The 20,729-nt window shown below is 65.6% G+C and carries 20 protein-coding genes; 15 read left to right on the forward strand and 5 right to left on the reverse strand.

Features of this window, described 5'->3' with window-relative positions; genetic code table 11:
• Positions 1–357 precede the first annotated feature (357 nt).
• The 3 genes from JLK41_RS08805 to JLK41_RS08815 all read right to left on the reverse strand — a co-directional run bounded on the left by JLK41_RS08805 (position 358) and on the right by JLK41_RS08815 (position 3,458).
• A complete protein-coding gene (locus JLK41_RS08805; protein ID WP_210390782.1) occupies positions 358–975 on the reverse strand; it encodes an NAD(P)H-dependent oxidoreductase in 618 nt (205 codons plus the stop codon).
• Positions 968–2,362 carry a class II fumarate hydratase gene (locus tag JLK41_RS08810; RefSeq protein WP_210390783.1) on the reverse strand — a complete coding sequence of 465 codons (1,395 nt, stop codon included), beginning with the start codon at positions 2,360–2,362 and terminating at the stop codon, positions 968–970. The genes JLK41_RS08805 and JLK41_RS08810 overlap by 8 nt, the downstream gene beginning before the upstream one ends.
• A gap of 85 nt (positions 2,363–2,447) precedes the next feature.
• The gene (locus tag JLK41_RS08815) at positions 2,448–3,458 is read right to left on the reverse strand and encodes a DUF2804 domain-containing protein (RefSeq protein WP_210390784.1); all 1,011 of its coding nucleotides are present in this window, start codon (positions 3,456–3,458) and stop codon (positions 2,448–2,450) included.
• Between the two features lie 275 nt (positions 3,459–3,733).
• Here JLK41_RS08815 and JLK41_RS08820 point away from each other — a divergent pair, with 275 nt between their 5' ends.
• The 6 genes from JLK41_RS08820 (at position 3,734) to JLK41_RS08845 (ending at position 9,190) form a co-directional block, all read left to right on the forward strand.
• Positions 3,734–4,231, forward strand: a complete 498-nt coding sequence (locus JLK41_RS08820) for a DUF2059 domain-containing protein (RefSeq protein ID WP_047587844.1) — start codon at positions 3,734–3,736, stop codon at positions 4,229–4,231.
• Positions 4,232–4,242: 11 nt separating this feature from the next.
• The gene (locus tag JLK41_RS08825; RefSeq protein WP_037056937.1) at positions 4,243–4,536 is read left to right on the forward strand and encodes a BolA family protein; all 294 of its coding nucleotides are present in this window, start codon (positions 4,243–4,245) and stop codon (positions 4,534–4,536) included.
• 165 nt (positions 4,537–4,701) lie between these two features.
• Positions 4,702–5,649 carry an IS481 family transposase gene (locus tag JLK41_RS08830; RefSeq protein ID WP_210390415.1) on the forward strand — a complete coding sequence of 316 codons (948 nt, stop codon included), beginning with the start codon at positions 4,702–4,704 and terminating at the stop codon, positions 5,647–5,649.
• Positions 5,650–5,841: 192 nt separating this feature from the next.
• On the forward strand, positions 5,842–6,780 hold the full coding sequence (gene trhO / locus JLK41_RS08835) for an oxygen-dependent tRNA uridine(34) hydroxylase TrhO (RefSeq protein ID WP_047587840.1): 939 nt from the start codon (positions 5,842–5,844) through the stop codon (positions 6,778–6,780).
• Between the two features lie 3 nt (positions 6,781–6,783).
• Positions 6,784–7,416, forward strand: a complete 633-nt coding sequence (locus tag JLK41_RS08840) for a DsbA family protein (RefSeq protein WP_150609012.1) — start codon at positions 6,784–6,786, stop codon at positions 7,414–7,416.
• Positions 7,409–9,190: an ABC transporter ATP-binding protein gene (locus JLK41_RS08845; protein WP_210390785.1), complete on the forward strand. Its 1,782-nt coding sequence runs from the start codon at positions 7,409–7,411 to the stop codon at positions 9,188–9,190. Before JLK41_RS08840 ends, JLK41_RS08845 begins: the two co-directional genes overlap by 8 nt.
• A 581-nt stretch (positions 9,191–9,771) precedes the next feature.
• Here JLK41_RS08845 and JLK41_RS08850 read toward each other — a convergent pair.
• Positions 9,772–10,635 carry a LysR family transcriptional regulator gene (locus JLK41_RS08850; protein ID WP_210390786.1) on the reverse strand — a complete coding sequence of 288 codons (864 nt, stop codon included), beginning with the start codon at positions 10,633–10,635 and terminating at the stop codon, positions 9,772–9,774.
• A gap of 95 nt (positions 10,636–10,730) precedes the next feature.
• Between JLK41_RS08850 and JLK41_RS08855 the strand changes: the two genes are divergently transcribed.
• From JLK41_RS08855 to JLK41_RS08890, 8 genes are all read left to right on the forward strand, one after another.
• On the forward strand, positions 10,731–11,468 hold the full coding sequence (locus tag JLK41_RS08855; RefSeq protein ID WP_134678301.1) for a CTP synthase C-terminal region-related (seleno)protein: 738 nt from the start codon (positions 10,731–10,733) through the stop codon (positions 11,466–11,468).
• Positions 11,465–11,791: an antibiotic biosynthesis monooxygenase family protein gene (locus tag JLK41_RS08860; RefSeq protein WP_047587832.1), complete on the forward strand. Its 327-nt coding sequence runs from the start codon at positions 11,465–11,467 to the stop codon at positions 11,789–11,791. The genes JLK41_RS08855 and JLK41_RS08860 overlap by 4 nt, the downstream gene beginning before the upstream one ends.
• Positions 11,792–12,025: 234 nt before the next feature.
• Positions 12,026–13,111 (forward strand): 4-hydroxyphenylpyruvate dioxygenase, encoded by a 1,086-nt coding sequence (hppD, locus tag JLK41_RS08865; RefSeq protein ID WP_037056912.1) that lies wholly within the window; start codon positions 12,026–12,028, stop codon positions 13,109–13,111.
• Positions 13,112–13,115: 4 nt separating this feature from the next.
• A complete protein-coding gene (locus JLK41_RS08870) occupies positions 13,116–14,255 on the forward strand; it encodes a homogentisate 1,2-dioxygenase (protein WP_037056909.1) in 1,140 nt (379 codons plus the stop codon).
• A 78-nt stretch (positions 14,256–14,333) separates the two neighbouring features.
• Positions 14,334–15,320: a fumarylacetoacetate hydrolase family protein gene (locus JLK41_RS08875; RefSeq protein ID WP_134678299.1), complete on the forward strand. Its 987-nt coding sequence runs from the start codon at positions 14,334–14,336 to the stop codon at positions 15,318–15,320.
• 99 nt (positions 15,321–15,419) lie between these two features.
• Positions 15,420–16,070, forward strand: coding sequence for a maleylacetoacetate isomerase (maiA, locus tag JLK41_RS08880; protein WP_134678298.1), 651 nt, complete (start codon positions 15,420–15,422; stop codon positions 16,068–16,070).
• 91 nt (positions 16,071–16,161) lie between these two features.
• Entirely contained in the window at positions 16,162–17,622 is a 1,461-nt protein-coding gene (locus tag JLK41_RS08885) for a sodium-dependent transporter (RefSeq protein WP_134678297.1), read from the forward strand.
• A gap of 319 nt (positions 17,623–17,941) precedes the next feature.
• Complete coding sequence (locus JLK41_RS08890) at positions 17,942–19,891, forward strand: HAMP domain-containing methyl-accepting chemotaxis protein (RefSeq protein WP_037056898.1); 1,950 nt, start codon at positions 17,942–17,944, stop codon at positions 19,889–19,891.
• 23 nt (positions 19,892–19,914) lie between these two features.
• On the opposite strand, the gene JLK41_RS08895 is transcribed toward JLK41_RS08890, so the two are convergent.
• Positions 19,915–20,328, reverse strand: a complete 414-nt coding sequence (locus tag JLK41_RS08895) for a VOC family protein (RefSeq protein WP_037056894.1) — start codon at positions 20,326–20,328, stop codon at positions 19,915–19,917.
• Between the two features lie 61 nt (positions 20,329–20,389).
• On the opposite strand from JLK41_RS08895, the gene JLK41_RS08900 reads away from it, so the two are divergent.
• On the forward strand, positions 20,390–20,692 hold the full coding sequence (locus JLK41_RS08900) for a putative quinol monooxygenase (protein WP_037056892.1): 303 nt from the start codon (positions 20,390–20,392) through the stop codon (positions 20,690–20,692).
• Positions 20,693–20,729 lie beyond the last annotated feature (37 nt).

Genomic DNA, 20,729 nt, shown 5'->3' on the forward strand with positions numbered 1-20,729 from the left:
TGAAGCGTCATCCACCCTACGGCCTGATACATCCATAAATCGTGCGCGTAGCCCGGATGCAATCCGGGGGGATGCGGGGTGTGGGTGTCCGGCAGTGAAGCGCTGTGGTGGATGGGTGAAGCGTCATCCACCCTACGGTCTGATACATCCGCAAGTCGTGCGCGTAGCCCGGATGCAATCCGGGGATGTGCGAGGTATGGGGGGCCGGCAGTGAAGTGCTGTGGTGGATGGGTGGAGCGTCATCCACCCTACGGTCTGATACATCCGCAAATCGTGCGCGTAGCCCGGATGCAATCCGGGGATGTGCGGGTGTCCGGCAGTGAAACGCTGTGGTGGATGGGTGGAGCGTCATCCACCCTAGGTTCGGGCGCCCAGCATTTCGGCCTTGCGCAGCCAGCCCTGGCGCTGCTCTTCGGTGGATGGCCGCACCGGGGCGAACTCGCTCAGGCGACGGGTCCTGATGCCGCAGAAACCGAGAATGGTGCGCACCATCTGCCGATGCGCCGGGGCGCCGTAGATCCAGCGGAAATACCAGCGCGGCGTGTCCATGGCCACCAGCAGGTCGGCGCTGCGTCCGCTGAGCAGCTTGTCCCAGAGCTGCGAGCGATTGCGATACCTGAAGGCGAAGCCGGGCAGGAACACGCGGTCGAAGAAGCCCTTGAGCAAGGCTGGCACGCCACCCCACCAGACGGGATAGACGAACACCAGGTGTTCGGCCCAGTGGATCAGGCGCTGCGCTTCGAGCAGGTCCGGTTCCAGGTTCTGGCTCTGGTCATAACCGTCGCGCAGTATCGGGTCGAACTGCATTTCCCCGAGCCTGAGCTGGCGCACCACGTGTCCCTTGCCGCGTGCGCCGTGGCTGAACGCTTCGGCCAGGGCGTGGCAGAGGCTGTCCTGCTTCGGCGAGCCGAGAACCAGCAGGATGCGCTTGCCGTCTCCTTCCAGCGGCGTTGCGCCGCTCTTGCCCTCACTCATGCCAGCCGGCTCCGAGCATGTCCTGTGGGCGTACCCACTGGTCGAACTGTTCGTCGTTCAGGTAGCCGAGCTGCAGCGCGGCCTGGCGCAGCGTGCTGCCTTCGTTGTAGGCCTTCTTGGCGATCTCGGCGGCCTTGTCGTAGCCGATGTGCGGGTTGAGCGCGGTGACCAGCATCAGGCCGTTCTCCAGGTGGGCGGCCATCTGCGCGGCGTCCGGCTGCAGGTCGGCGACACAGTGCTGCTGGAAGTTGCGGCAGCCGTCGGCCAGCAGGCGGATCGACTGCAGCAGGTTGTGGATGATCACCGGCATGAACACGTTGAGCTGCAGATGACCCTGGCTGGCAGCGAAGCTGATGGTGCTGTCGTTGCCCAGCACCTGGCAGGCGAGCATCGACAGCGCCTCGCACTGGGTCGGGTTGACCTTGCCGGGCATGATCGAGCTGCCCGGTTCGTTGGCGGGCAGGCGCACCTCGGCGAGACCGGCGCGCGGCCCGGAACCCAGCAGGCGCAGGTCGTTGGCCAGCTTCATCAGGGCCACGGCCAGGGTCTTCAGCGCGCCGGAAAGCTGCACCAGCGGCTCATGGCCGGCGAGGGCGGCGAACTTGTTCGGGGCGCTGGTCAGCGGCATGCCGGACAGCGCCGCCAGTTCGGCGGCCATCGCCTCGGCGAAGCCGGCCGGGGCATTCAGGCCGGTGCCGACGGCGGTGCCGCCCTGGGCCAGTTCGCACACCGCAGGCAGCGCCGCGCGGATGGCGGCCTCGGCGTGGCCGAGCTGGGCGACGAAGGCGGACAGCTCCTGGCCGAAGGTGATCGGCGTGGCGTCCATCATGTGCGTGCGCCCGGTCTTGACCAGGCTGGCGTGGCGCTGCGCCTGCTCCTGCAGGCCGTCGCGCAGTTCGGCCAGGGCCGGCAGCAGGCAATGGCGAACGTCCTGCACCGCGGCGATGTGCATGGCGGTGGGGAAGCAGTCGTTGGAACTCTGCGCGCGATTGACGTGATCGTTGGGGTGCACCGGGGTCTTGCCGCCGCGCTGGCCGCCAGCCAGTTCGTTGGCGCGGCCGGCGATCACCTCGTTGACGTTCATGTTGCTCTGCGTGCCGCTGCCGGTCTGCCAGACCACCAGCGGGAACTGCGCGTCGTGCTGGCCTTCGAGCACTTCGTCGGCGGCCTGCTCGATCAGCCGGGCGATGTCGGCTGGCAGTTCGCCGTTGCGGCTGTTGACCCGCGCAGCGGCCTTCTTGATCAGGGCCAGGGCATGCAGCACGGCCAGCGGCATGCGCTCCTGGCCAATGGCGAAGTTGATCAGCGAGCGTTGGGTCTGCGCGCCCCAGTAGGCGTCGGTGGGGACTTCGATGGGGCCAATGCTGTCGGTTTCGGTGCGGCTCATGGCGTTCTCCGGGGCAAATGCGAGGGTGCTGGCAGTTTAGGTCGCGCTGCCGGAGACTGGTTCCGCAACTTCTCTATCGCCCCGATTACCAGCGGGCGTGAGTCTCTCCCAGCCAACCCAGTGCGCCGTCCACCGGCACCCGCTCGCCCTTGGGCCCGCGCAGCACGCCGGTGAAATGACCGAAGTGCTGGATGGTGTTGGCATGGAACGGGCCGATCTTGGGGCAGGCCTTGTGCAGCTGGCGTGGAGCGAAGCGCAGGGATACGCGGTCGTCTTCGCTGTCCAGGCGCCAGGGGGTGAGGGGCGCGTGGGAGGTCCGCTCGATATGCATCGGGCTGCCCAGTTGCTGCACTTCGCCGCCGAACCACAGCGAGTTTTCCGACAGGCCACTGTGCTCCAGCCAGCCCGAGCCGAAGTTGCCGGCGATGCCGCCAGCGGCGGCGAACGCGGCGCGTTGCCAGTAGCTGTTCAACGGCCAGACGCCCCGGCCGAAATCGAGGGCGGCAAAACTCTGCCCCGGCGTGCAGCTGTAGTGCTTGCGCCCCAGCTGCAGGCTGCCGGCGGTGGGCAGTCCCAGTTGCCGGCTGGTGGCGTGGAAGCCGCCATTCTGCATGGGCGCGACCAGGTTGACCGATTCCAGGTGGGCCGGGCGCTGGATATCCAGAGCCACCTGCATGGGCTGGCCACCGATATCGGGCGCCGCAGCGGTCAGGCGCAGGCGGCCGGAGTGCTCATCGATGCGCAGCTGCAGCCGGGAGTGGCTGAAGGAATGGCTTTCCAGGGGCAGGTCGGGCAGTTGGCAACCGAGGGCGAAGGGGCGGAGCTGGGTGTGGGCCACTGCCTGGCCGCTTTCCAGGTCGAGGAAGTAGGCGGCGCCGTAGCCGAGGTAGTCGAGATCGGCCAGGGTCAGCGAGAGCATCCACTGCGGGGTGGTGATGCACCAGTGATTCCAGCGCTTGCGCCGTCCGGCGTGGCCCCGCAGGGCGCAGTCGACGAGGGGGCGATTGGACCAGCCAATGGCTTCGTCCAGCAGCTTGCCCTTGCTGTCGCAGAGCGGCTGGAGCCGAAAGGGCGCATGTGAGGCGAAGCTGTTCATCGAGCACATCCATGTTTGTGCGCGGGCTGGCGATCAATTGCCGGGTCGTAGGGTGCGCACGCCTTGATAAATAATGGCTGAAGGCATGAAGAATGCCGAGCCTGCCCAAGCATGAGCAAGTACTGGCACTTTGGCAACTGACCAGTGGGTGCGCCGGTGGGCAACACGGCTGTGAGCCAGCGCACAGTTCGCGACGCTTGAGCGAAATCGGCGCAGGGCACAAAATGCCGGCACCGTAGTCTACCCAGACTCATTCATCACCGTTGGAACCTCTCATGCCCCGTTTCCACCAGTTGTGTGCCGCCGTACTGCTCGCCGCCGGCTCGTCCCTGGCCATGGCCGATGCCGCCAGCCATGCCGCCGATGCCGAGCGCTTCCTCAAGCTGGCCCACGCTGACAAGCTGACCGTGCCGGTGTATGGCCAGGTGCAGCAGATGTTCGCCCAGCGTTTCGCCCAGGCGCCGGAAGGCAAGCAGGCCGTGCTGGAGAGCTACCAGGCCAAGGCCAATGCCGCACTGGACAAGGCCGTGGGCTGGGACAAGCTGAAGCCGGACATGGTCAAGCTCTACACCAGCAACTTCGACGAGAAGGAGCTCAAGGAGCTGATCCGCTTCTACGAGTCGCCGCTGGGGCAGAAGGTGTTGCAGAAGATGCCGATGCTGACGGCGCAATCGGCACAGATCACCCAGGGCAAGCTGGAAACCGCCGTGCCTGAAGTGAACAAGCTGCTGGCCGACATGAGCAACGAGCTCGGCCTGCCGAAACAGCCCTGATGGAGCCCAAGATGTCCAAGCAAGACCTGATCGTCACCGCCCTGGCCGGGTTGCAGCCCGAGCACCTCGAGGTGCTGGACGAGAGCCACATGCACAGCCGTGGCCTGGAAACCCACTACAAGGCGGTGATCGTCAGCCCGGCGTTCGCCGGGTTGAACGCGGTCAAGCGGCATCAGAAGGTCTATGCCACGGTCGGTGAGCTGATGGGCCAGATCCACGCCCTGGCGCTGCACACCTACACCCCGGAGGAGTGGGCTGCGCAGGGCACGGCGCCCGCTTCGCCGACCTGCCGCGGCGGGCATTGACCTGGCCCGGATGAAACCTGCAGCAGCATTGCCGCAGATTTCTCGGGCGGCGCTGCGCTCAATCAGGTCAATGCCGGGCTAGCTGTGATCTCTCAGTAGGTTGTTCATCCGGGGCATTCCCGGAATTCTGGAAGCGCGACCAACACAGCCTTCCAGGAGCCCCGGATGAACCTGCATAAACATGCCCGTCTTACCCCGCGAGGTCGAGCCCTTCTCGTGCAGCGCATGCTCAACGGTCTGCGAGTCGAAGATGCGGCACAAGCCGCTGGCGTCAGTGTGCGTACAGCCTACAAGTGGCTCAAACGCTTTCGTGAGGAAGGTGAGATTGGCCTGATGGATCGTTCATCACGTCCGCACTCATGCCCCCATGCCACGGCAATCGCTCTGGTCGAGCAACTGATCGAGCTACGTCGCTCTCGCAAGACTTACCGGCAGATCGCTCAGATACTCGGCCTGGCCGTCAGTACCGTGGCCCGCCGCCTCAAGCAGGCCGGCTTTCATCGGCTGGCTGAGCTGGAACCCGCTCCTGTGGTGGTGCGTTATGAATACGCCAATCCTGGCGATCTCCTGCACTTGGACATCAAGAAGCTTGGCCGCTTCTGGAAACCCGGGCATCGAGTCACTGGCGACCGTCAGCAGTGCTCCGACGGCGCCGGCTGGGAGTTCATGCACGTGGCTATCGACGATGCGCCCCGACTGGCGTTCACCAGCCTGCATCCAGATGAGCGCGGCAGCAGCGCCTGCCGGGCCTTGCTGCAAGCACTGCGCTACTACCGCGGGCTGAACATCTGCTTTCGGCGCGTCATGACAGACAACGGCGCCTGTTATCGGTCCCGGGCGTTTCAACGGTTGTGTGCTCGACTCAGGCTGAAACACATCCGTACCAAGCCCTATACGCCACGCACCAACGGTAAGGCCGAGCGCTTCATCCAAACGAGCCTGCGTGAATGGGCCTATGCCCGTAGCTACGACACTTCACAGCAGCGAGCAGCGCACCTGCTGCCCTGGCTGCATCACTACAACTGGCACCGACTGCACGCCAGCCTCGGATACCTGCCCCCGATCAGCAGAGCACCGCTTCCACTGAACAACGTACTGGGTTTACACAGCTAGCCGACGACGCAATCCGGGGCGGCGAGCGTTCCCGGATTGCATCCGGGCTACGCGGCAGGCTGTCGCGCCCTGTCGCCAACTTTCCCCGCTGATTGGCCGCTTTGCTACAATCGCCCCCGCGCCGGCCCATGCCGGCGTTTTTCATGTCACCCGGTCCGCCCTTTACGTGGGCGACTACTGAGAGAACTGTTCATGACTGACAAGATCGTCGTGGCGGCGCTGTATAAATTCGTCTCCCTGGCGGATTATCAGGCGCTGCGCGAGCCTCTGCTGCAAACCCTGCTCGACAACGGCATCAAGGGCACCCTGCTGCTCGCCGAAGAGGGCATCAACGGCACCGTTTCCGGCACCCGCGCGGCCATCGATGCGCTGCTCGCCTGGTTCCGCCAGGATGCCCGCCTGGCCGATATCGATCACAAGGAATCCTACTGCGACGAACAGCCGTTCTATCGCACCAAGGTCAAGCTGAAGAAGGAGATCGTCACCCTCGGTGTGCCGGGCGTCGATCCCAACCAGCGTGTCGGTACCTACGTCGAGGCCAAGGACTGGAATGCCCTGATCAGCGACCCCGAGGTGCTGCTGATCGATACGCGCAACGACTACGAGGTGTCGATCGGTACCTTCGAGGGCGCGATCGACCCCAGGACCAAGACGTTCCGCGAGTTTCCCGAGTACATCCGCCAGCACTTCGACCCGAGCAAGCACAAGAAGGTGGCGATGTTCTGCACCGGCGGCATCCGCTGCGAGAAGGCCTCCAGCTACATGCTCGGCGAAGGTTTCGAGGAGGTGTACCACCTCAAGGGCGGCATCCTCAAATACCTCGAGGACGTACCGCAGGAAGAGACCAAGTGGCAGGGCGACTGCTTCGTCTTCGACAACCGCGTGACCGTGCGCCACGACCTGTCGGAAGGCGACTACGATCAGTGCCATGCCTGCCGCACGCCGATTTCCGTGGAAGAGCGCCAGTCCGAGTTCTACAGCCCTGGCGTCAGTTGCCCGCATTGCTGGGACTCGCTGCCGGAGAAGACCCGTGAAGGCGCGCGCGAGCGGCAGAAGCAGATCGAGCTGGCGCGTCAGCGTAACCAGCCGCACCCGATTGGCCGAGACCCCCGCCAACTGAACGAGGCCTGATGCATGACCAGCCGCCTGCTCTACGTGATGGACCCGATGTGTTCCTGGTGCTGGGGCTTTGCGCCCGTCGCCGAAGCGCTTGCCGAGCAGGCCGCCGCAGCCGGTGTGGCGCTGCAGATCGTGGTAGGTGGCCTGCGGCGCGACCAGATTGCGGTCGATGCGGCAGCGCGGGTGCGTTACCTGGGGTACTGGCAGGCGGTCAATGCCAGCACCGGGCAGCTGTTCGACTTCGAGCGCGGTCTGCCGGAAGGGCTGGTGTACGACACCGAACCGGCCTGTCGCGCCCTGGTCACCGCACGCAGCCTGGATGCGGACAGTGCCTGGACACTGCTCAAGCTGATCCAGCAGGCCTTCTACACCGAGGGTGCCGATGTCACCCAGGCCGGCGTGCTGGTGCAACTGGCGGAGCAGGCGGGCATCCCGCGCATCGAGTTCGCCGAGGCGTTCGACAGCCAGGCGATGCACGATGCCACCCTGGCCGACTTCACCTGGGTGCAGGACCTCGGCATCGCCGGCTTTCCCACCCTGCTCGCCGAGCGCGACGGCCAGCTGGCGCTGCTGACCAACGGCTATCAGCCGCTGGAAGCCCTGTCACCCCTGCTGGGACGCTGGCTGGAGCGTGCCGGCCATGCCTGATAGGTTGAGCTGGGCGCAGATTCGGCGCCTGGCCCTGCGTCACAAGAAGGCGCTGCTGCTGGCCAACCTGGTGGCGGTGCTGGCGACCCTGTGCAGCGTACCGATTCCCCTGTTGTTGCCGCTGCTGGTCGACGAAGTGCTGCTGCATGATGGCAACGCCGCGCTCCAAGTGATGGACCGTTTCCTGCCGGCCGGCTGGGAAACGGCGGCCGGCTACATCGGCCTGATGCTGTTGCTGACCCTGCTGCTGCGCAGCTCCGCGCTGATCTTCAACGTGTTGCAGGCACGCCTGTTCGCCAGGTTGTCGAAGGACATCGTCTATCGCATCCGCGTGCGTCTGATCGAGCGCCTCAAGCGCATTTCCCTCGGCGAGTACGAGAGCCTGGGCGGTGGTACCGTGACCACCCACCTGGTCACCGACCTGGACACCCTGGACAAGTTCGTCGGCGAGACCCTGAGCCGCTTTCTGGTGGCGATGCTGACCCTGGTCGGCACGTCGGCCATCCTCATCTGGATGCACTGGCAGCTGGCGCTGCTGATCCTCCTGTTCAACCCGCTGGTGATCTACGCCACGGTGCTGCTGGGCAAGCGCGTCAAGCACCTGAAGAAACTGGAGAATGACAGCACCTCGCGCTTCACCCAGGCGCTGACCGAAACCCTGGAAGCGATTCAGGAAGTGCGCGCCGGCAACCGCCAGGGGTATTTCCTCGGGCGCCTCGGCGGCCGTGCCCGCGAGGTGCGCGACTATGCCGTGGCCTCGCAGTGGAAGAGCGATGCGTCCAGCCGCGCCAGTGGCCTGCTGTTCCAGTTCGGTATCGATGTGTTCCGCGCGGCGGCGATGCTCACCGTGCTGTTCTCCGACCTGTCCATCGGCCAGATGCTCGCCGTGTTCAGCTACCTGTGGTTCATGATCGGCCCGGTCGAGCAGCTGCTCAGCCTGCAGTACGCCTTCTATGCCGCGGGCGGTGCGCTGACGCGCATCAACGAGCTGCTGGCGCGCCAGGACGAGCCGCAGTACGTCGGCCAGGTCGACCCGTTCAAGGGCCGCGACACCGTCGGCATCAAGGCACAGGGGCTGACCTTCGCCTATGGTGACGAACCGGTGCTGGACCGTCTCGACCTGTCCATCGGCCCCGGCGAGAAGGTGGCCATTGTCGGCGCTTCGGGCGGCGGCAAGAGTACCCTGGTGCAGCTGCTGCTCGGCCTGTACACGGCGCAGGCCGGCACCATTCGCTTCGGCGGCAGCAGCCTGGAGGAGATCGGCCTGGATTGCGTGCGCGACAACGTCGCCGTGGTGCTGCAGCATCCGGCGCTGTTCAACGATACGGTGCGCGCCAACCTGACGATGGGTCGCGAGCGCAGCGACGAAGCCTGCTGGCAGGCGCTGCGTATCGCCCAGCTGGCCGACACCATCGCGCTGCTGCCGCAGGGCCTCGACAGCGTGGTCGGGCGCAGCGGCGTGCGCCTGTCCGGCGGGCAGCGCCAGCGCCTGGCGATTGCCCGCATGGTGCTGGCCGAGCCCAAGGTGGTGATCCTCGACGAAGCCACCTCGGCGCTGGACGCTGCGACCGAATATGCCCTGCACGAAGCCCTGGCGCAGTTCCTCGAGGGGCGCACCACGCTGATCATTGCCCACCGCCTGAGTGCGGTGAAGCAGGCCGACCGCGTGCTGGTGTTCGATGGTGGCAGCATCGCCGAGGATGGCGACCACCAGCAGCTGATCGCCGAGGGCGGGCTGTACGCCAAGCTGTACGGGCACCTGCAGCAGGGCTGAGCCGTAGAAGCTTTGTGCGCAGTGCAGCAAGCGGGGTTTCGCGACTGCGGCGGAATGCCGCCCAGCCGCTCCTGCAGATGGGCGATGTTGACTGAGCGCTGCCACTGAGGCCCCGGATTTCATCCGGGCTGCAGCGCGGCTCGAATCACGTAGCCCGGATACAATCCGGGGCGCCGTGCAGGCGGATACCCGCGGGCGCTGGCCTGTCGCGGCTGAAGCCCCTCCCACGTGGGGTGTCCGGCTGCTCTGTTTCGTTCAGTAGCGTCGTAGGAGCGGCTTCAGCCGCGATGCTCTTTTGCGCACCCGATCCCCGCAGATTGCATCCGGCTACCGCTTCGTAGCCCGGATGCAATCCGGGGTGCCGTGCGGGCAGATACCCGCGGGCACTGACCTGTCGCGGCTGAAGCCCCTCCCACGTGGGGTGTCCGGCTGCTCTGTTTCGTTCAGGAACGTCGTAGGAGCGGCTTCAGCCGCGATGCTCTTTTGCGCACCCGATCCCCGCAGATTGCATCCGGGCTATCGCTTCGTAGCCCGGATGCAATCCGGGGTGCGGTGCAGGCGGGTATCTGCGAGTGCTTGTCTCAGGCGCTGCTCTTCAGCGCCTTGCCCAGTTCCTCGAACAGCGTCTGCACCGAGCGCAAGGCGCGGCAGTCGGGGCGTGTCAGCAGCCAGAGTTCGGTGTCGCAGCCGGCCAGGGGTTCGCTGAGCGCCCGCAGGTCGGGCTGGCTGCGCAGGACGAAGTCGGGCAGGGCGGCAACGCCGAGCCCGGCACGGGTCAGCTGAGACACGGCGTACATGCTGCTGCAGCGGTAGCTGGGCATGACCCCGGGCAATTCGCGCAGGCGCCAGAGCACGGTGGCGTGGTCCGGCATCGACTCGTCCGGGGCGATCCAGCTCTGCCGCGCCAGGTCGCTGCGGTCCTGCCCGTCGTCACGTGCGCAGACCACGTAGGACACCTGCGCCAGCCGCCGGCCAACCAGGTGCTCCGGTGGCTGGTTGGTCAGGCGCAGCGCCAGGTCGGCATCGCGCCTGCTCAGGTTGGCGAAGTCGTTGGAGGTCACCAGCTCCAGCGACAGCGCCGGGTAGTTGGGCATGAAGCGCGCCAGTGCCGGCAGCAGCAGGCTGCTCAGGACCGCGTCGGTGCAGGTCAGGCGCACCGTGCCGCTGACCACGTGCTTGCCCTGTTCCAGGGCCACGCGGGCAGCGTCCAGAGCCTGTTCGGCGTGCTCGGCCTGCTCGGCCAGGGCCCGCGCGGTCTCGCTGGGTTCGTAGCCGCGCCGGCTTTTCTCGAACAGCGCCACGCCCAGTGCGGCCTCCAGCCGCCGTACGGCGCGAAACACCGTCGAGACGTCCACCTGCAGCAGTTCGGCGGCACGGGCCAGGGAGCGGCCACGCACCAGGGCGAGTACCAGGGAAAGGTCGGCGTGGTCGATCTGATATTGCATCGCTGCAATTCCTGCTTGTCAGTTTGCCAATTATTATTGCGTAAGCGCCCTCTTATAGTGGCAGGTAAACCGCCATGCAAGAGGGGGAGATGCGCATGTACAGCAAGTGTCGAGTCAGGGTCGCCCTGGTGGGTGAATTCAATGCGGCGATCACCGCGCACCGGGCCATTCCCGAGGCGCTGCGGCTAGCTGCCGAAGCCCTGGGCGTGGCGGTCGAACACGATTGGCTGGGCACCGACAGCATCGTCGACGATGCGGCCCTGATGACCTATGACGGCATCTGGTGCGTACCGGGCAGCCCCTATGTCAGTGCCGATGGGGCATTGCGTGCGATCCGCTTCGCCCGTGAGCAGGGCGTACCGTTCCTCGGCACCTGCGGCGGTTTCCAGCATGCGCTGCTCGAATACGCGCGCAATCGCCTGGGCTGGGCGGATGCCGAACACGCCGAGCTGTCGCCGCAGGCGCAGACGCCGTTGATCGCACCGCTGGCCTGTGCCCTGCAGGATGTCAGCGAGCGTGTGCACCTGGTTTCGGGATCGCGTATCGCCGAGCTGTACGGTGTGCGCGAAATCAGCGAGCAGTACCTGTGCCGTTATGGCCTGGTCGATGCCTTCGTCGAGCCGCTGATGGCGCAGGCGCTGAAGGCCTCCGGGCATGACGAGGCCGGCGCGGTGCGCGCCATCGAGCTGGAGGACCATCCGTTCTTCATCGCGACCCTGTTCCAGCCCGAGCGGGCCGCGCTGCAAGGGCGCCTGCCGCCGCTGGTGGCCGGGCTGGTCGGGGCCTGTGCCGTGCAATCGGTGCACGAGGCTCATCTGGAGCAGGCTTCGTGATCGCGGCCACGCCGGAGCCTCCCTATTACGTGGTGATGTTCACCTCGCAGCGGACGCCGGTCGATGCCGGTTACGCCGAGGCGGCGCAACGCATGCTCGAACTGGCCGCCCGGCAACCTGGCTTTCTCGGCGTGGAGTCGGCGCGCAGCGACGGGCTGGGGATCACCCTGTCGTACTGGCAGAGCGAGGAGGCCATTCGCGCCTGGCGCGAGCATGCCGAACACACGCAGGTCCGCGAGCAGGGACGCAGCACCTGGTACTCGGCTTTCGTCACGCGCGTGGCCAAGGTGGAGCGCGCCTACGCTTTCGCGCGCCCGGACTGACGGCCAGCGGCAAGCCCACTCGCCAGGCTGTAAAGAAAAGCTTACGTTTTACAGGGCTATGGATGCTTCGCCCGCCAGGTTTTCAGGGCTGTAAGGAATAATTGCCATTGCTGCACCCGGCCACCGCGGCGAGATGCCGCAAGCCATCTTGAGAGCGGCTCTGCGCTCGGTTGTCATGAGGTTGTCCGCAACGCATTCGTGCGCTTGCCATAACAATGACAATCAGGAGGCAGAATGAACGCCGTGGCCAAGATCGAGCAGCACAACCCCATCGGGACCGACGGTTTCGAGTTCGTCGAATTCACCGCGCCGAGCGCCGAAGGCATCGAGCAACTGCGTCAGTTGTTCACGGCCATGGGCTTTACCGAAACCGCCAAGCATCGTTCGAAGGAAGTCTGGCTGTTCCAGCAGAACGACATCAACATCGTCCTCAATGGCAGCCCTACCGGCCATGTCCGTGCCTTCGGCGAGAAACACGGGCCGAGTGCCTGCGCCATGGCGTTCCGCGTGAAGAATGCGGCTCAGGCGGCTGCCTACGTCGAGCAGCAGGGCGCCACGCTGGTCGGCAGTCACGCCAACTTCGGCGAACTGAACATCCCCTGTGTCGAGGGTATCGGCGGCTCCTTGCTGTACCTCGTGGATCGCTATGGCGACAAGAACATCTACGACGTCGACTTCGAGTACATCGAAGGCCGTAGCCCCAACGACAATGCTGTCGGCCTGCAGTGCATCGACCACCTGACCCACAACGTGCGTCGCGGCCAGATGGACGTGTGGTCCGGTTTCTACGAGCGCATCGCCAACTTCCGCGAGATTCGCTACTTCGATATCGAGGGCAAGCTCACCGGCCTGTTCTCCCGCGCCATGACCGCGCCTTGCGGCAAGATCCGCATCCCGATCAACGAGTCGGCCGACGACAAGTCGCAGATCGAGGAATTCATCCGCGAATACCATGGCGAGGGTATCCAGCACATCGCCCTGAGCACCGACGACATCTACGCCACCGTGCGCCAGTTGCGCGCCAATGGCGTGGACTTCATGACCACCCCGCAGACCTACTACGAGAAGGTCGACAGCCGCGTCGCCGGTCATGGCGAGCCACTGGACCAGCTGCGCGAGCTGAACCTGCTGATCGATGGCGCACCGGGCGATGACGGCATCCTGCTGCAGATCTTCACCAACACGGTGATCGGCCCGATCTTCTTCGAGATCATCCAGCGCAAGGGTAACCAGGGCTTCGGCGAGGGCAACTTCAAGGCGCTGTTCGAATCCATCGAAGAGGACCAGCTGCGGCGCGGCGTGATCAAGGCCGAGGAGTGATCCCATGAGCCGCAAATGGATCAGCTTTCCCCTGCGTGAGGGTGATTGTTCGCGGCAGGCGCATTGCGACCTGCCGCAGGACACCTACGAGCGCGAGATGGGCCGCGAGGGGTTCTTCGGCCCTACCGCGCACCTGCATCACAAGCATGCGCCGACGGGCTGGATCGACTGGGAAGGGCCGCTGCGCCCGCACGCCTTCGACTTCAACGAGGTGCCCAGCGAGCGAGACTGCCCGCTGGCTGCGCCGCTGACCCTGCACAATGCCGACGTCAAGTTGCGCGTCTGGCGTACCCACGGCGCCATGCGCCACCTGGTGCGCAACGCCGATGGCGACGAGCTGCTGTTCGTCCATGAAGGGGCCGGGCACCTGTATTGCGACTTCGGCCATCTGCCGTACCGTGACGGCGATTACCTGCTGATCCCGCGCGGTACCGCCTGGCGCATCGAGGCGAGCACGCCGAGCTACTTCCTGCTGATCGAGAACACCGACGGTGCCTACCAGCTGCCGGACAAGGGCCTGCTCGGTCCGCAGGCGATCTTCGACCCGGCGGTGCTGGAGCATCCGCACATCGACGATGCCTTCAAGGCGCAGCAGGACGAGAACACCTGGCAGATCCGCATCAAGCGGCGCGACCAGATCAGTACCGTGACCTATCCCTACAACCCGCTGGACGTGGTCGGCTGGCATGGCGACAACACCGTGGTGCGTCTCAACTGGCGCGACATACGCCCGCTGATCAGCCATCGCTACCACCTGCCTCCGTCGGTGCACACCACCTTCGTGGCCAACGGTTTCGTGATCTGCACCTTCACCCCACGCCCGGTGGAGTCCGATGCGGGCGCGCTCAAGGTGCCGTTCTTCCACAACAACGACGACTACGACGAGGTGCTGTTCTACCACCGTGGCAACTTCTTCAGCCGCGACAACATCGAGCAGGGCATGGTCACGCTGCACCCGTGCGGCTTCCCCCATGGCCCGCATCCCAAGGCGCTGAAGAAAAGCCAGGTGGATCCGGCGACCTTCATCGACGAGGTGGCGGTGATGATCGACACCCGTCGTGCGCTGGAGGTGGGCGAGGCCGCCGCAGCCGTGGACGTGCCCGAGTACGTCAATTCCTGGCGCGCGCCGGGTACCCAGGGTTAAGGGGCGGGCATCGATCGCCCCGCTCCCACGAGAGGGAGCGGGGCTGCCCGCACGCCAACAGACGAATAGGTAGCAAGCATGAAACTCGCATCACTGAATCAGGGTCGCGACGGTGTTCTCGTCGTGGTCTCCCGTGACCTGAGCCGCGCTGTGCGCGTGCCGCAGGTCGCCGCCACCCTGCAGGCCGCACTGGACGACTGGAACGCGCTGCGGCCCAGGCTGGAGGCGGTCTATCAGCGTCTCAACGACGGTATGGAGGAGGGCGCCTTCGCCTTCGACCAGGCGGCCTGTCACAGCCCGCTGCCGCGTGCCTACCACTGGGCCGATGGCAGTGCCTACGTCAATCACGTGGAGCTGGTACGCAAGGCCCGCGGCGCCGAGATGCCGGAAAGCTTCTGGCATGACCCGCTGATGTACCAGGGCGGTGCCGATGCCTTCATCCCACCGCACAGCCCGATTCGCCTGGCCGACGCAGCCTGGGGCATCGATCTGGAGGCCGAACTGGCGGTGGTCACCGACGACGTGCCGATGGGTGCCACGCCGGCCGAAGCGGCGGGCCACATCCGCCTGCTGATGCTGGTCAACGACGTGTCGCTGCGCAACCTGATCCCCGGCGAACTGGCCAAGGGCTTCGGTTTCTACCAGAGCAAGCCGTCGTCGAGCTTCTCGCCGGTGGCCGTGACCCCGGACGAACTGGGCGACAGCTGGAGGGATGGCAAGGTGCATCGGCCGCTGGTGTCGCACATCAACGGCGCGCTGTTCGGCCAGCCGAACGCCGGCGTGGACATGACCTTCAACTTCCCGACCCTGGTCGCCCATGCCGCCAAGACCCGTCCGCTGGGGGCCGGCAGCATCATCGGCTCGGGCACCGTGTCGAACTACGACCGCAGCGCCGGTTCTTCCTGCCTGGCGGAAAAACGCATGCTGGAGATCGTCGAACAGGGCGAGGCGAAGACGCCTTTCCTGGCCTTCGGTGACCGGGTGCGCATCGAGATGTTCGACGCCAGCGGCCAGACCATCTTCGGTGCCATCGATCAGGTGGTGGAGCGTTACGACGCCCGCTGATCCATCGGCGCGACTGCAGGAGCGGCTTTCGCCGCGATGTTCGGTTGAATCGCGGCTGCAGCCGCTCCCACGCAGGTTGCGTTTCGAAAGGAATTCGCAATGTTGAAACTCTATGGCTACTGGCGCTCCAGCGCCGCCTACCGCGTGCGTATCGCCCTCAATCTCAAGGGCCTGGCCTGCCAGCAGTTGCCGGTGCACCTGCTGCGTGACGGTGGCGAGCAGCATGCCGCCGAATACCGCGCACTGAACCCGCAGGGCCTGCTGCCGCTGCTGGTCGACGAACAGAATGGCGGCGTGCGCATCGCCCAGTCGCTGGCGATCCTCGAGTACCTGGAAGAGATCTTCCCGGTACCCTCGCTGTTGCCCGCCGATCCGGCCGAACGTGCGCAGGTCAGGGCGCTGGCCCTGCACATCGCCTGCGACGTGCATCCGCTGAACAACCTGCGCGTGCTGCAATACCTGGGCAACCAGCTGGGCGCCGACGACGCGGCGAAGAACGCCTGGTACCGGCACTGGGTCGCGCTGGGCCTGGCCGCGGTGGAGGAGGGGCTGGCGCCGTTCGATGGGCGCCTGTCGCTCGGCGCGCATCCGGGTTATCTGGAAGCCTGTCTGATCCCGCAGCTGTATAATGCGCGGCGTTTTAACTGTGACCTTGCCGCGTACCCACGCATTGTCGCCATGGCGGCGCGTTGCGAACCCCTGGAGGCCTTCCGACTGGCCGCCCCGGAGGTGCAGCCCGACGCTCAGTGACACCTCCGGCTTTCATCCAAGCCTTGCATTCCGCCGTGCCACAAGCACGGCGGGTCCGATCCCGTCACAGATAAAAACAAACAGGTGACGCATGACTCGTGAAAAACCGAAGAATCTCTGGCTCTCGCGCTGGGGCTTCATCCTCGCAGCAACCGGCTCGGCCGTCGGCCTGGGCAACATCTGGAAATTCCCCTATATCACCGGTGAGTACGGCGGCGGTGCCTTCGTGCTGATGTACCTGGCGTGCATCCTGGCCATCGGCATTCCGGTGATGATGACCGAGATCGCCATCGGCCGGCGTGGCCGTGGCAGCCCCATCGACGCCATCGGCCGCGTGGTGCGCGAGAACAACGGCAGCCCGCTGTGGAAGGCCGTCGGCGGCATGTCCATGCTCGCCGGCTTCATGATCCTGTGTTTCTACGTGGTCGTCGCTGGCTGGGCCTTCGCCTACACCTGGAAGATGCTCGACGGCTCCCTGGCGGCCACCAGTGTGGAAGCGCTCGGTGGGGTGTTCGAGGCGCACAACGCCAACCCCTGGCAGCTGGGTGGCTGGAGCGTGCTGGTGGCGCTGCTGACCCTGTGGATCGTGGCCAAGGGCGTGCAGAAGGGCATCGAGAATGCGGTGCGCTGGATGATGCCGGGCCTGGCCCTGATGCTCATCGTGCTGGTCGGCTATGCCCTGACCAGCGGCAGCTTCAGCGCCGGCTTCGGTTTCCTGTTCCATTTCGATGCCTCGAAGATCACGGGCGAAGCGCTGCTGGCGGCGCTGGGCCATGCCTTCTTCACCCTGAGCCTGGCCTCCGGGGCGATCCTCACCTACGGCTCCTACATCCCTGACGGCCAGTCCATCGCCCGCACCACCTTCATGGTGGCCATCTGCGACACCTGCGTGGCGCTGCTCGCCGGCCTGGCGATCTTCCCGATCATCTTCGCCAACGGCATGAGCCCGAGTGCGGGCCCGGGGCTGATCTTCATGAGCCTGCCGCTGGCGTTCCAGCAGATGCCGTTCGGCACGGCCTTCGGCGTGCTGTTCTTCGCCATGGTGTCGATCGCTGCGCTGACCTCGGCGATCTCCATGATCGAGGCCACCGTGGCCTACCTGAACGAGAAGCACGGCGTCAGCCGCCTGCGTGCCGCGTTGGTGTCCGGGGCGGTGCTGCTGCTGATCAGCCTGCTGGCGATGCTGTCGTTCAACCTGCTGTCCGGCTGGACGCCGCTGGGCAAGAACTTCTTCGACTGGCTGGACTACCTGACCTCGCGCTGGATGATGCCCCTGGGCGGTATCTTCATGGTGATTCTCGCGGGCTATGCGCTGCGCGGCGAGATCATGCGCGATGAGCTCGACCTGCCGCCGGCCGGCTATGCGCTGTGGCTGTTCATGGTGCGCTACGTCAGCCCCGTGCTGATCATGGTGGTGTTCCTGCATGCGCTGGGCTGGCTGCTGTTCGACCCGGTCGCGCAGTGGTACTGGATCGCCGGTGCCATCGGCGCTCTGGCCGTGGTGGGTGAGGTATTGCGTCCACGCGTGATGCCGGTGCTTGCCGGCCGCTGAACACAGGCGGGTAGGGTGTCAGCCAAGGCGCAGCTTCTGATGGAGCTGCGCCTTTTTCATTTGCCGTATGGCGCGCGGCAGGGGGCGGGAAGTCGCCAGTTATACGGCGCCAGTAAGCGGATATTTGCCGAAATGCGCCTGCTGGCGAGCGGGCAGTGGCTATCCTCAGACTGTTCGTTTGGCCAATTGCCAGCACTCAAGCGGTGCCAGGTACCTGCCGATACGTTGTTCTCGGCATGGCACAGCAGTTGCCTGTTCAGTCGATCAGGTCGCACCCACGAGGTGCGGCTGCAATAAGAAGAACTGGAGCGACCCCCATATGTTCAAGCCTGCCGCGCGTCTGTTTGCCAACCTTGCCGTGGGCAAGAAACTCCTCATCGGTTTCGGCCTCGTGCTGCTGCTCACCGCCGCCATGACCGGCAGTGGTTATCTCGCCGTCCAGGCCGTGCTCCAGGGGCACGCGCAGGTCGGCCAGCTGGCGCAGGTCAATCAGGAAATCCTCCAGGCGCGTCGTCTGGAGCGCAACTTCGCCATCGAGCAGAGCCCGGAGAGCGCCGAGCGTGTGCGCGAGAGCCTGCGCAAGGTGCAGGGCATGCTCGAGCAACTGGCGCAGCAGAGCGTGGAAAGCAGCCGCGTACAGACCATGCAGCAGGCCACCGCCGAATACCTCAAGCAGTTCGACAATTACGTCGAACAGCAGGGCAAGGCGCGCGAGGCCCGCCAGGACATGCGCACCGCTGCCGCCGAGGCGCGCGACCAGTTCGAAGTGATCGAACTGGACATGTATGACGCCGTGCGCGAACTGCGCCTGCAAGGTGACCGGCTGCGCGGCAGCGATCCGCTGACCCTGGCGGAAACTGCCTCCGGCCTGAGCAAGCGCATGCTCGATCTGCGCGGCCAGGAAAGCCTCTACATCATCGACGGCTCACCCAAGGCGCTGGAGGAGTGGGAGTACGTCAGCGAAGACCTGCAGACCGTCGCCCGCAGCCTCACCGTCTGGCTCAACGACGATCAGAAGGCGGCCATCGATACCGCCTTGCAGGCACTGACCCTGTACCAGCGCTCCTTCCTCTACTACCAGCAGCTGCGCGAACAGAACCATACGACCGAGAAGGCCATGATCGAGCGTGCGCGCTCGGTGGTCGACCTGGCCGAGTCGGCCCAGGTCAGCGCTGAGCAGAGCATGCTCGGTGGCAGCCAGCGCGCCTTGCTGATGCTCGGCGTCATGGGCGCTGCGGCCATCGTGCTGGGTATCTGTGCCGCTTTGCTGATCACCCGCCTGATCGTCGGCCCGCTGCGCCAGAGCGTGAGCTTCGCCCAGCGTATCGCCTCCGGTGACCTCAGCCAGGACATCCCGCAGGACCGCCGCGACGAGGTTGGGCAACTGCTCGCGGCCATGCAGGACATGACCCTGAGCCTGCGCAATCTGGTGGGCCGCATCGGCGGTGGCGTCGGGCAGATCGCTGCAGCGGCCGATCAGCTGTCGGCGATCACCGCGCAGACCAGCGCCGGTGTGCAGACGCAGAAGCTGGAAACCGAGCAGACCGCCACGGCCATGCACCAGATGGCTGCCACCGTACAGGAAGTGGCGCAGAACGCCGAGCAGGCCTCGCTGGCCGCACGTGACGCGGACCTGGAGGCGCAGCAGGGCAATCGCGTGGTGCAGCAGGCCGTCGAGCAGATCGACAGCCTGGCCGGTGAAGTGGAGCACTCCGCTGAGGCCATCGCCGCGCTGAACAAGGAGAGCGCACGCATCGGCAGCGTGCTGGAGGTGATCCGCAACGTCGCCGAGCAGACCAACCTGCTGGCGCTCAATGCCGCCATCGAGGCGGCGCGTGCCGGCGAGCAGGGGCGCGGTTTCGCGGTGGTCGCCGATGAGGTACGGGCGCTGGCCAAGCGTGCGCAGGACAGCACCGAGGAAATCGAGACCCTGATCGCCAGCCTGCAGCGCATGGCCAAGGACGCCGTGCAGCAGATGGACAGCAGCCGCGACCTGACCCGCCGCACCGTGGAGCTGGCCGGCGAGGCGGGGGATGCCCTGGGGCGCATCACGCAGGCGGTCAGCACCATCGAGCAGATGAACCAGCAGATCGCCGCGGCTGCCGAAGAGCAGAGCGCGGTGGCCGAGGCGATCAACGAGAGCGTCACCCGGGTGCGCGACATCGGCGAGCAGAGCGCCACGGCGACCGAGCAGACCGCTTCCTCCAGTGCCGAGCTGGCGCGCCTGGGCGTGGAACTGCAGGGACTGGTCGGGCAGTTCCGTACCTGAGTGACCCGCTTGCGGCTGCCTGATCAGGCGGCCGGGCTGAAGCGCTGGCCCGATATCGCCGGGTGATAGAGCGGCTGGACCTTGTTGCCGGCAGGGTCCAGCAGGTGAAAACTGCGCGCGCCGTCGCCATGCTCGAACGGGCTGTCCAGCAGTGTCACGCCGCAGGCCTTGAGGTAGTGGTACCAGGCATCCAGCTCCTCGACGCTGTCGACGATGAAACCGTAATGATCGACCAGCGGCACGCCATGGCTCTCGGCGTAGGCGCGGCCGAGCGAAAGGTTGTCGTTGCCACAGGTCAGGTAGACCAGATCCTCGTTGGCGCGGTGCAGCACTTGCATGCCCAGCACATCCACATAGAAACGCTCGCAGGCTTCCAGGTTGGGTACCAGCAGGGCCAGGTGGCGCAGGCCATTGAGACGGGACGGGCGTTCGAGCATTTCTTTGTACTCCATTATGTATACAATAATTCTTCAAATATAAAACATATTGGAGGGTGCAGTGTACGTGCTATTGCTCAAGACCAGACTCAAGCCTGGCCGGTTCGACGCGTTCATGTCTGCCATGCAGGTCAATGCCGCCGCCTCGGTGCGTGATGAGCCGGGCTGCCTGACCTTCGACCTGATGCGTGACCGCAGCGATCCCGATCTGGTCTGGCTGTACGAGGTGTATGTCGACGAGGCGGCTTTCCAGGCGCATACGCACACTGCGCATTTCCTGGCCAGCCGCCCGCTGGTGGAGCCACTGATCGAGCGTCAGGACGCTATCGAGGCCGATATGCTGGCGCTCAATCCGTCGCGCTGAAGGGCGCACGGCCAGCCGCGGGCGTGATGCGCAGCGC

The sequence above is a fragment of the Ectopseudomonas khazarica genome (assembly GCF_017915135.1).
GTDB lineage: Bacteria > Pseudomonadota > Gammaproteobacteria > Pseudomonadales > Pseudomonadaceae > Aquipseudomonas > Aquipseudomonas khazarica.

Coding starts and splice junctions, on each gene's coding strand:
- JLK41_RS08805 (WP_210390782.1), bottom strand. CDS start 975: ATGAGTGAGGGCAAGAGCGGCGCAACGCCGCTGGAAGGAGACGGCAAG.
- JLK41_RS08810 (WP_210390783.1), bottom strand. CDS start 2,362: ATGAGCCGCACCGAAACCGACAGCATTGGCCCCATCGAAGTCCCCACC.
- JLK41_RS08815 (WP_210390784.1), bottom strand. CDS start 3,458: ATGAACAGCTTCGCCTCACATGCGCCCTTTCGGCTCCAGCCGCTCTGC.
- JLK41_RS08820 (WP_047587844.1), top strand. CDS start 3,734: ATGCCCCGTTTCCACCAGTTGTGTGCCGCCGTACTGCTCGCCGCCGGC.
- JLK41_RS08825 (WP_037056937.1), top strand. CDS start 4,243: ATGTCCAAGCAAGACCTGATCGTCACCGCCCTGGCCGGGTTGCAGCCC.
- JLK41_RS08830 (WP_210390415.1), top strand. CDS start 4,702: ATGAACCTGCATAAACATGCCCGTCTTACCCCGCGAGGTCGAGCCCTT.
- trhO (WP_047587840.1), top strand. CDS start 5,842: ATGACTGACAAGATCGTCGTGGCGGCGCTGTATAAATTCGTCTCCCTG.
- JLK41_RS08840 (WP_150609012.1), top strand. CDS start 6,784: ATGACCAGCCGCCTGCTCTACGTGATGGACCCGATGTGTTCCTGGTGC.
- JLK41_RS08845 (WP_210390785.1), top strand. CDS start 7,409: ATGCCTGATAGGTTGAGCTGGGCGCAGATTCGGCGCCTGGCCCTGCGT.
- JLK41_RS08850 (WP_210390786.1), bottom strand. CDS start 10,635: ATGCAATATCAGATCGACCACGCCGACCTTTCCCTGGTACTCGCCCTG.
- JLK41_RS08855 (WP_134678301.1), top strand. CDS start 10,731: ATGTACAGCAAGTGTCGAGTCAGGGTCGCCCTGGTGGGTGAATTCAAT.
- hppD (WP_037056912.1), top strand. CDS start 12,026: ATGAACGCCGTGGCCAAGATCGAGCAGCACAACCCCATCGGGACCGAC.
- JLK41_RS08870 (WP_037056909.1), top strand. CDS start 13,116: ATGAGCCGCAAATGGATCAGCTTTCCCCTGCGTGAGGGTGATTGTTCG.
- JLK41_RS08875 (WP_134678299.1), top strand. CDS start 14,334: ATGAAACTCGCATCACTGAATCAGGGTCGCGACGGTGTTCTCGTCGTG.
- maiA (WP_134678298.1), top strand. CDS start 15,420: ATGTTGAAACTCTATGGCTACTGGCGCTCCAGCGCCGCCTACCGCGTG.
- JLK41_RS08885 (WP_134678297.1), top strand. CDS start 16,162: ATGACTCGTGAAAAACCGAAGAATCTCTGGCTCTCGCGCTGGGGCTTC.
- JLK41_RS08890 (WP_037056898.1), top strand. CDS start 17,942: ATGTTCAAGCCTGCCGCGCGTCTGTTTGCCAACCTTGCCGTGGGCAAG.
- JLK41_RS08895 (WP_037056894.1), bottom strand. CDS start 20,328: ATGCTCGAACGCCCGTCCCGTCTCAATGGCCTGCGCCACCTGGCCCTG.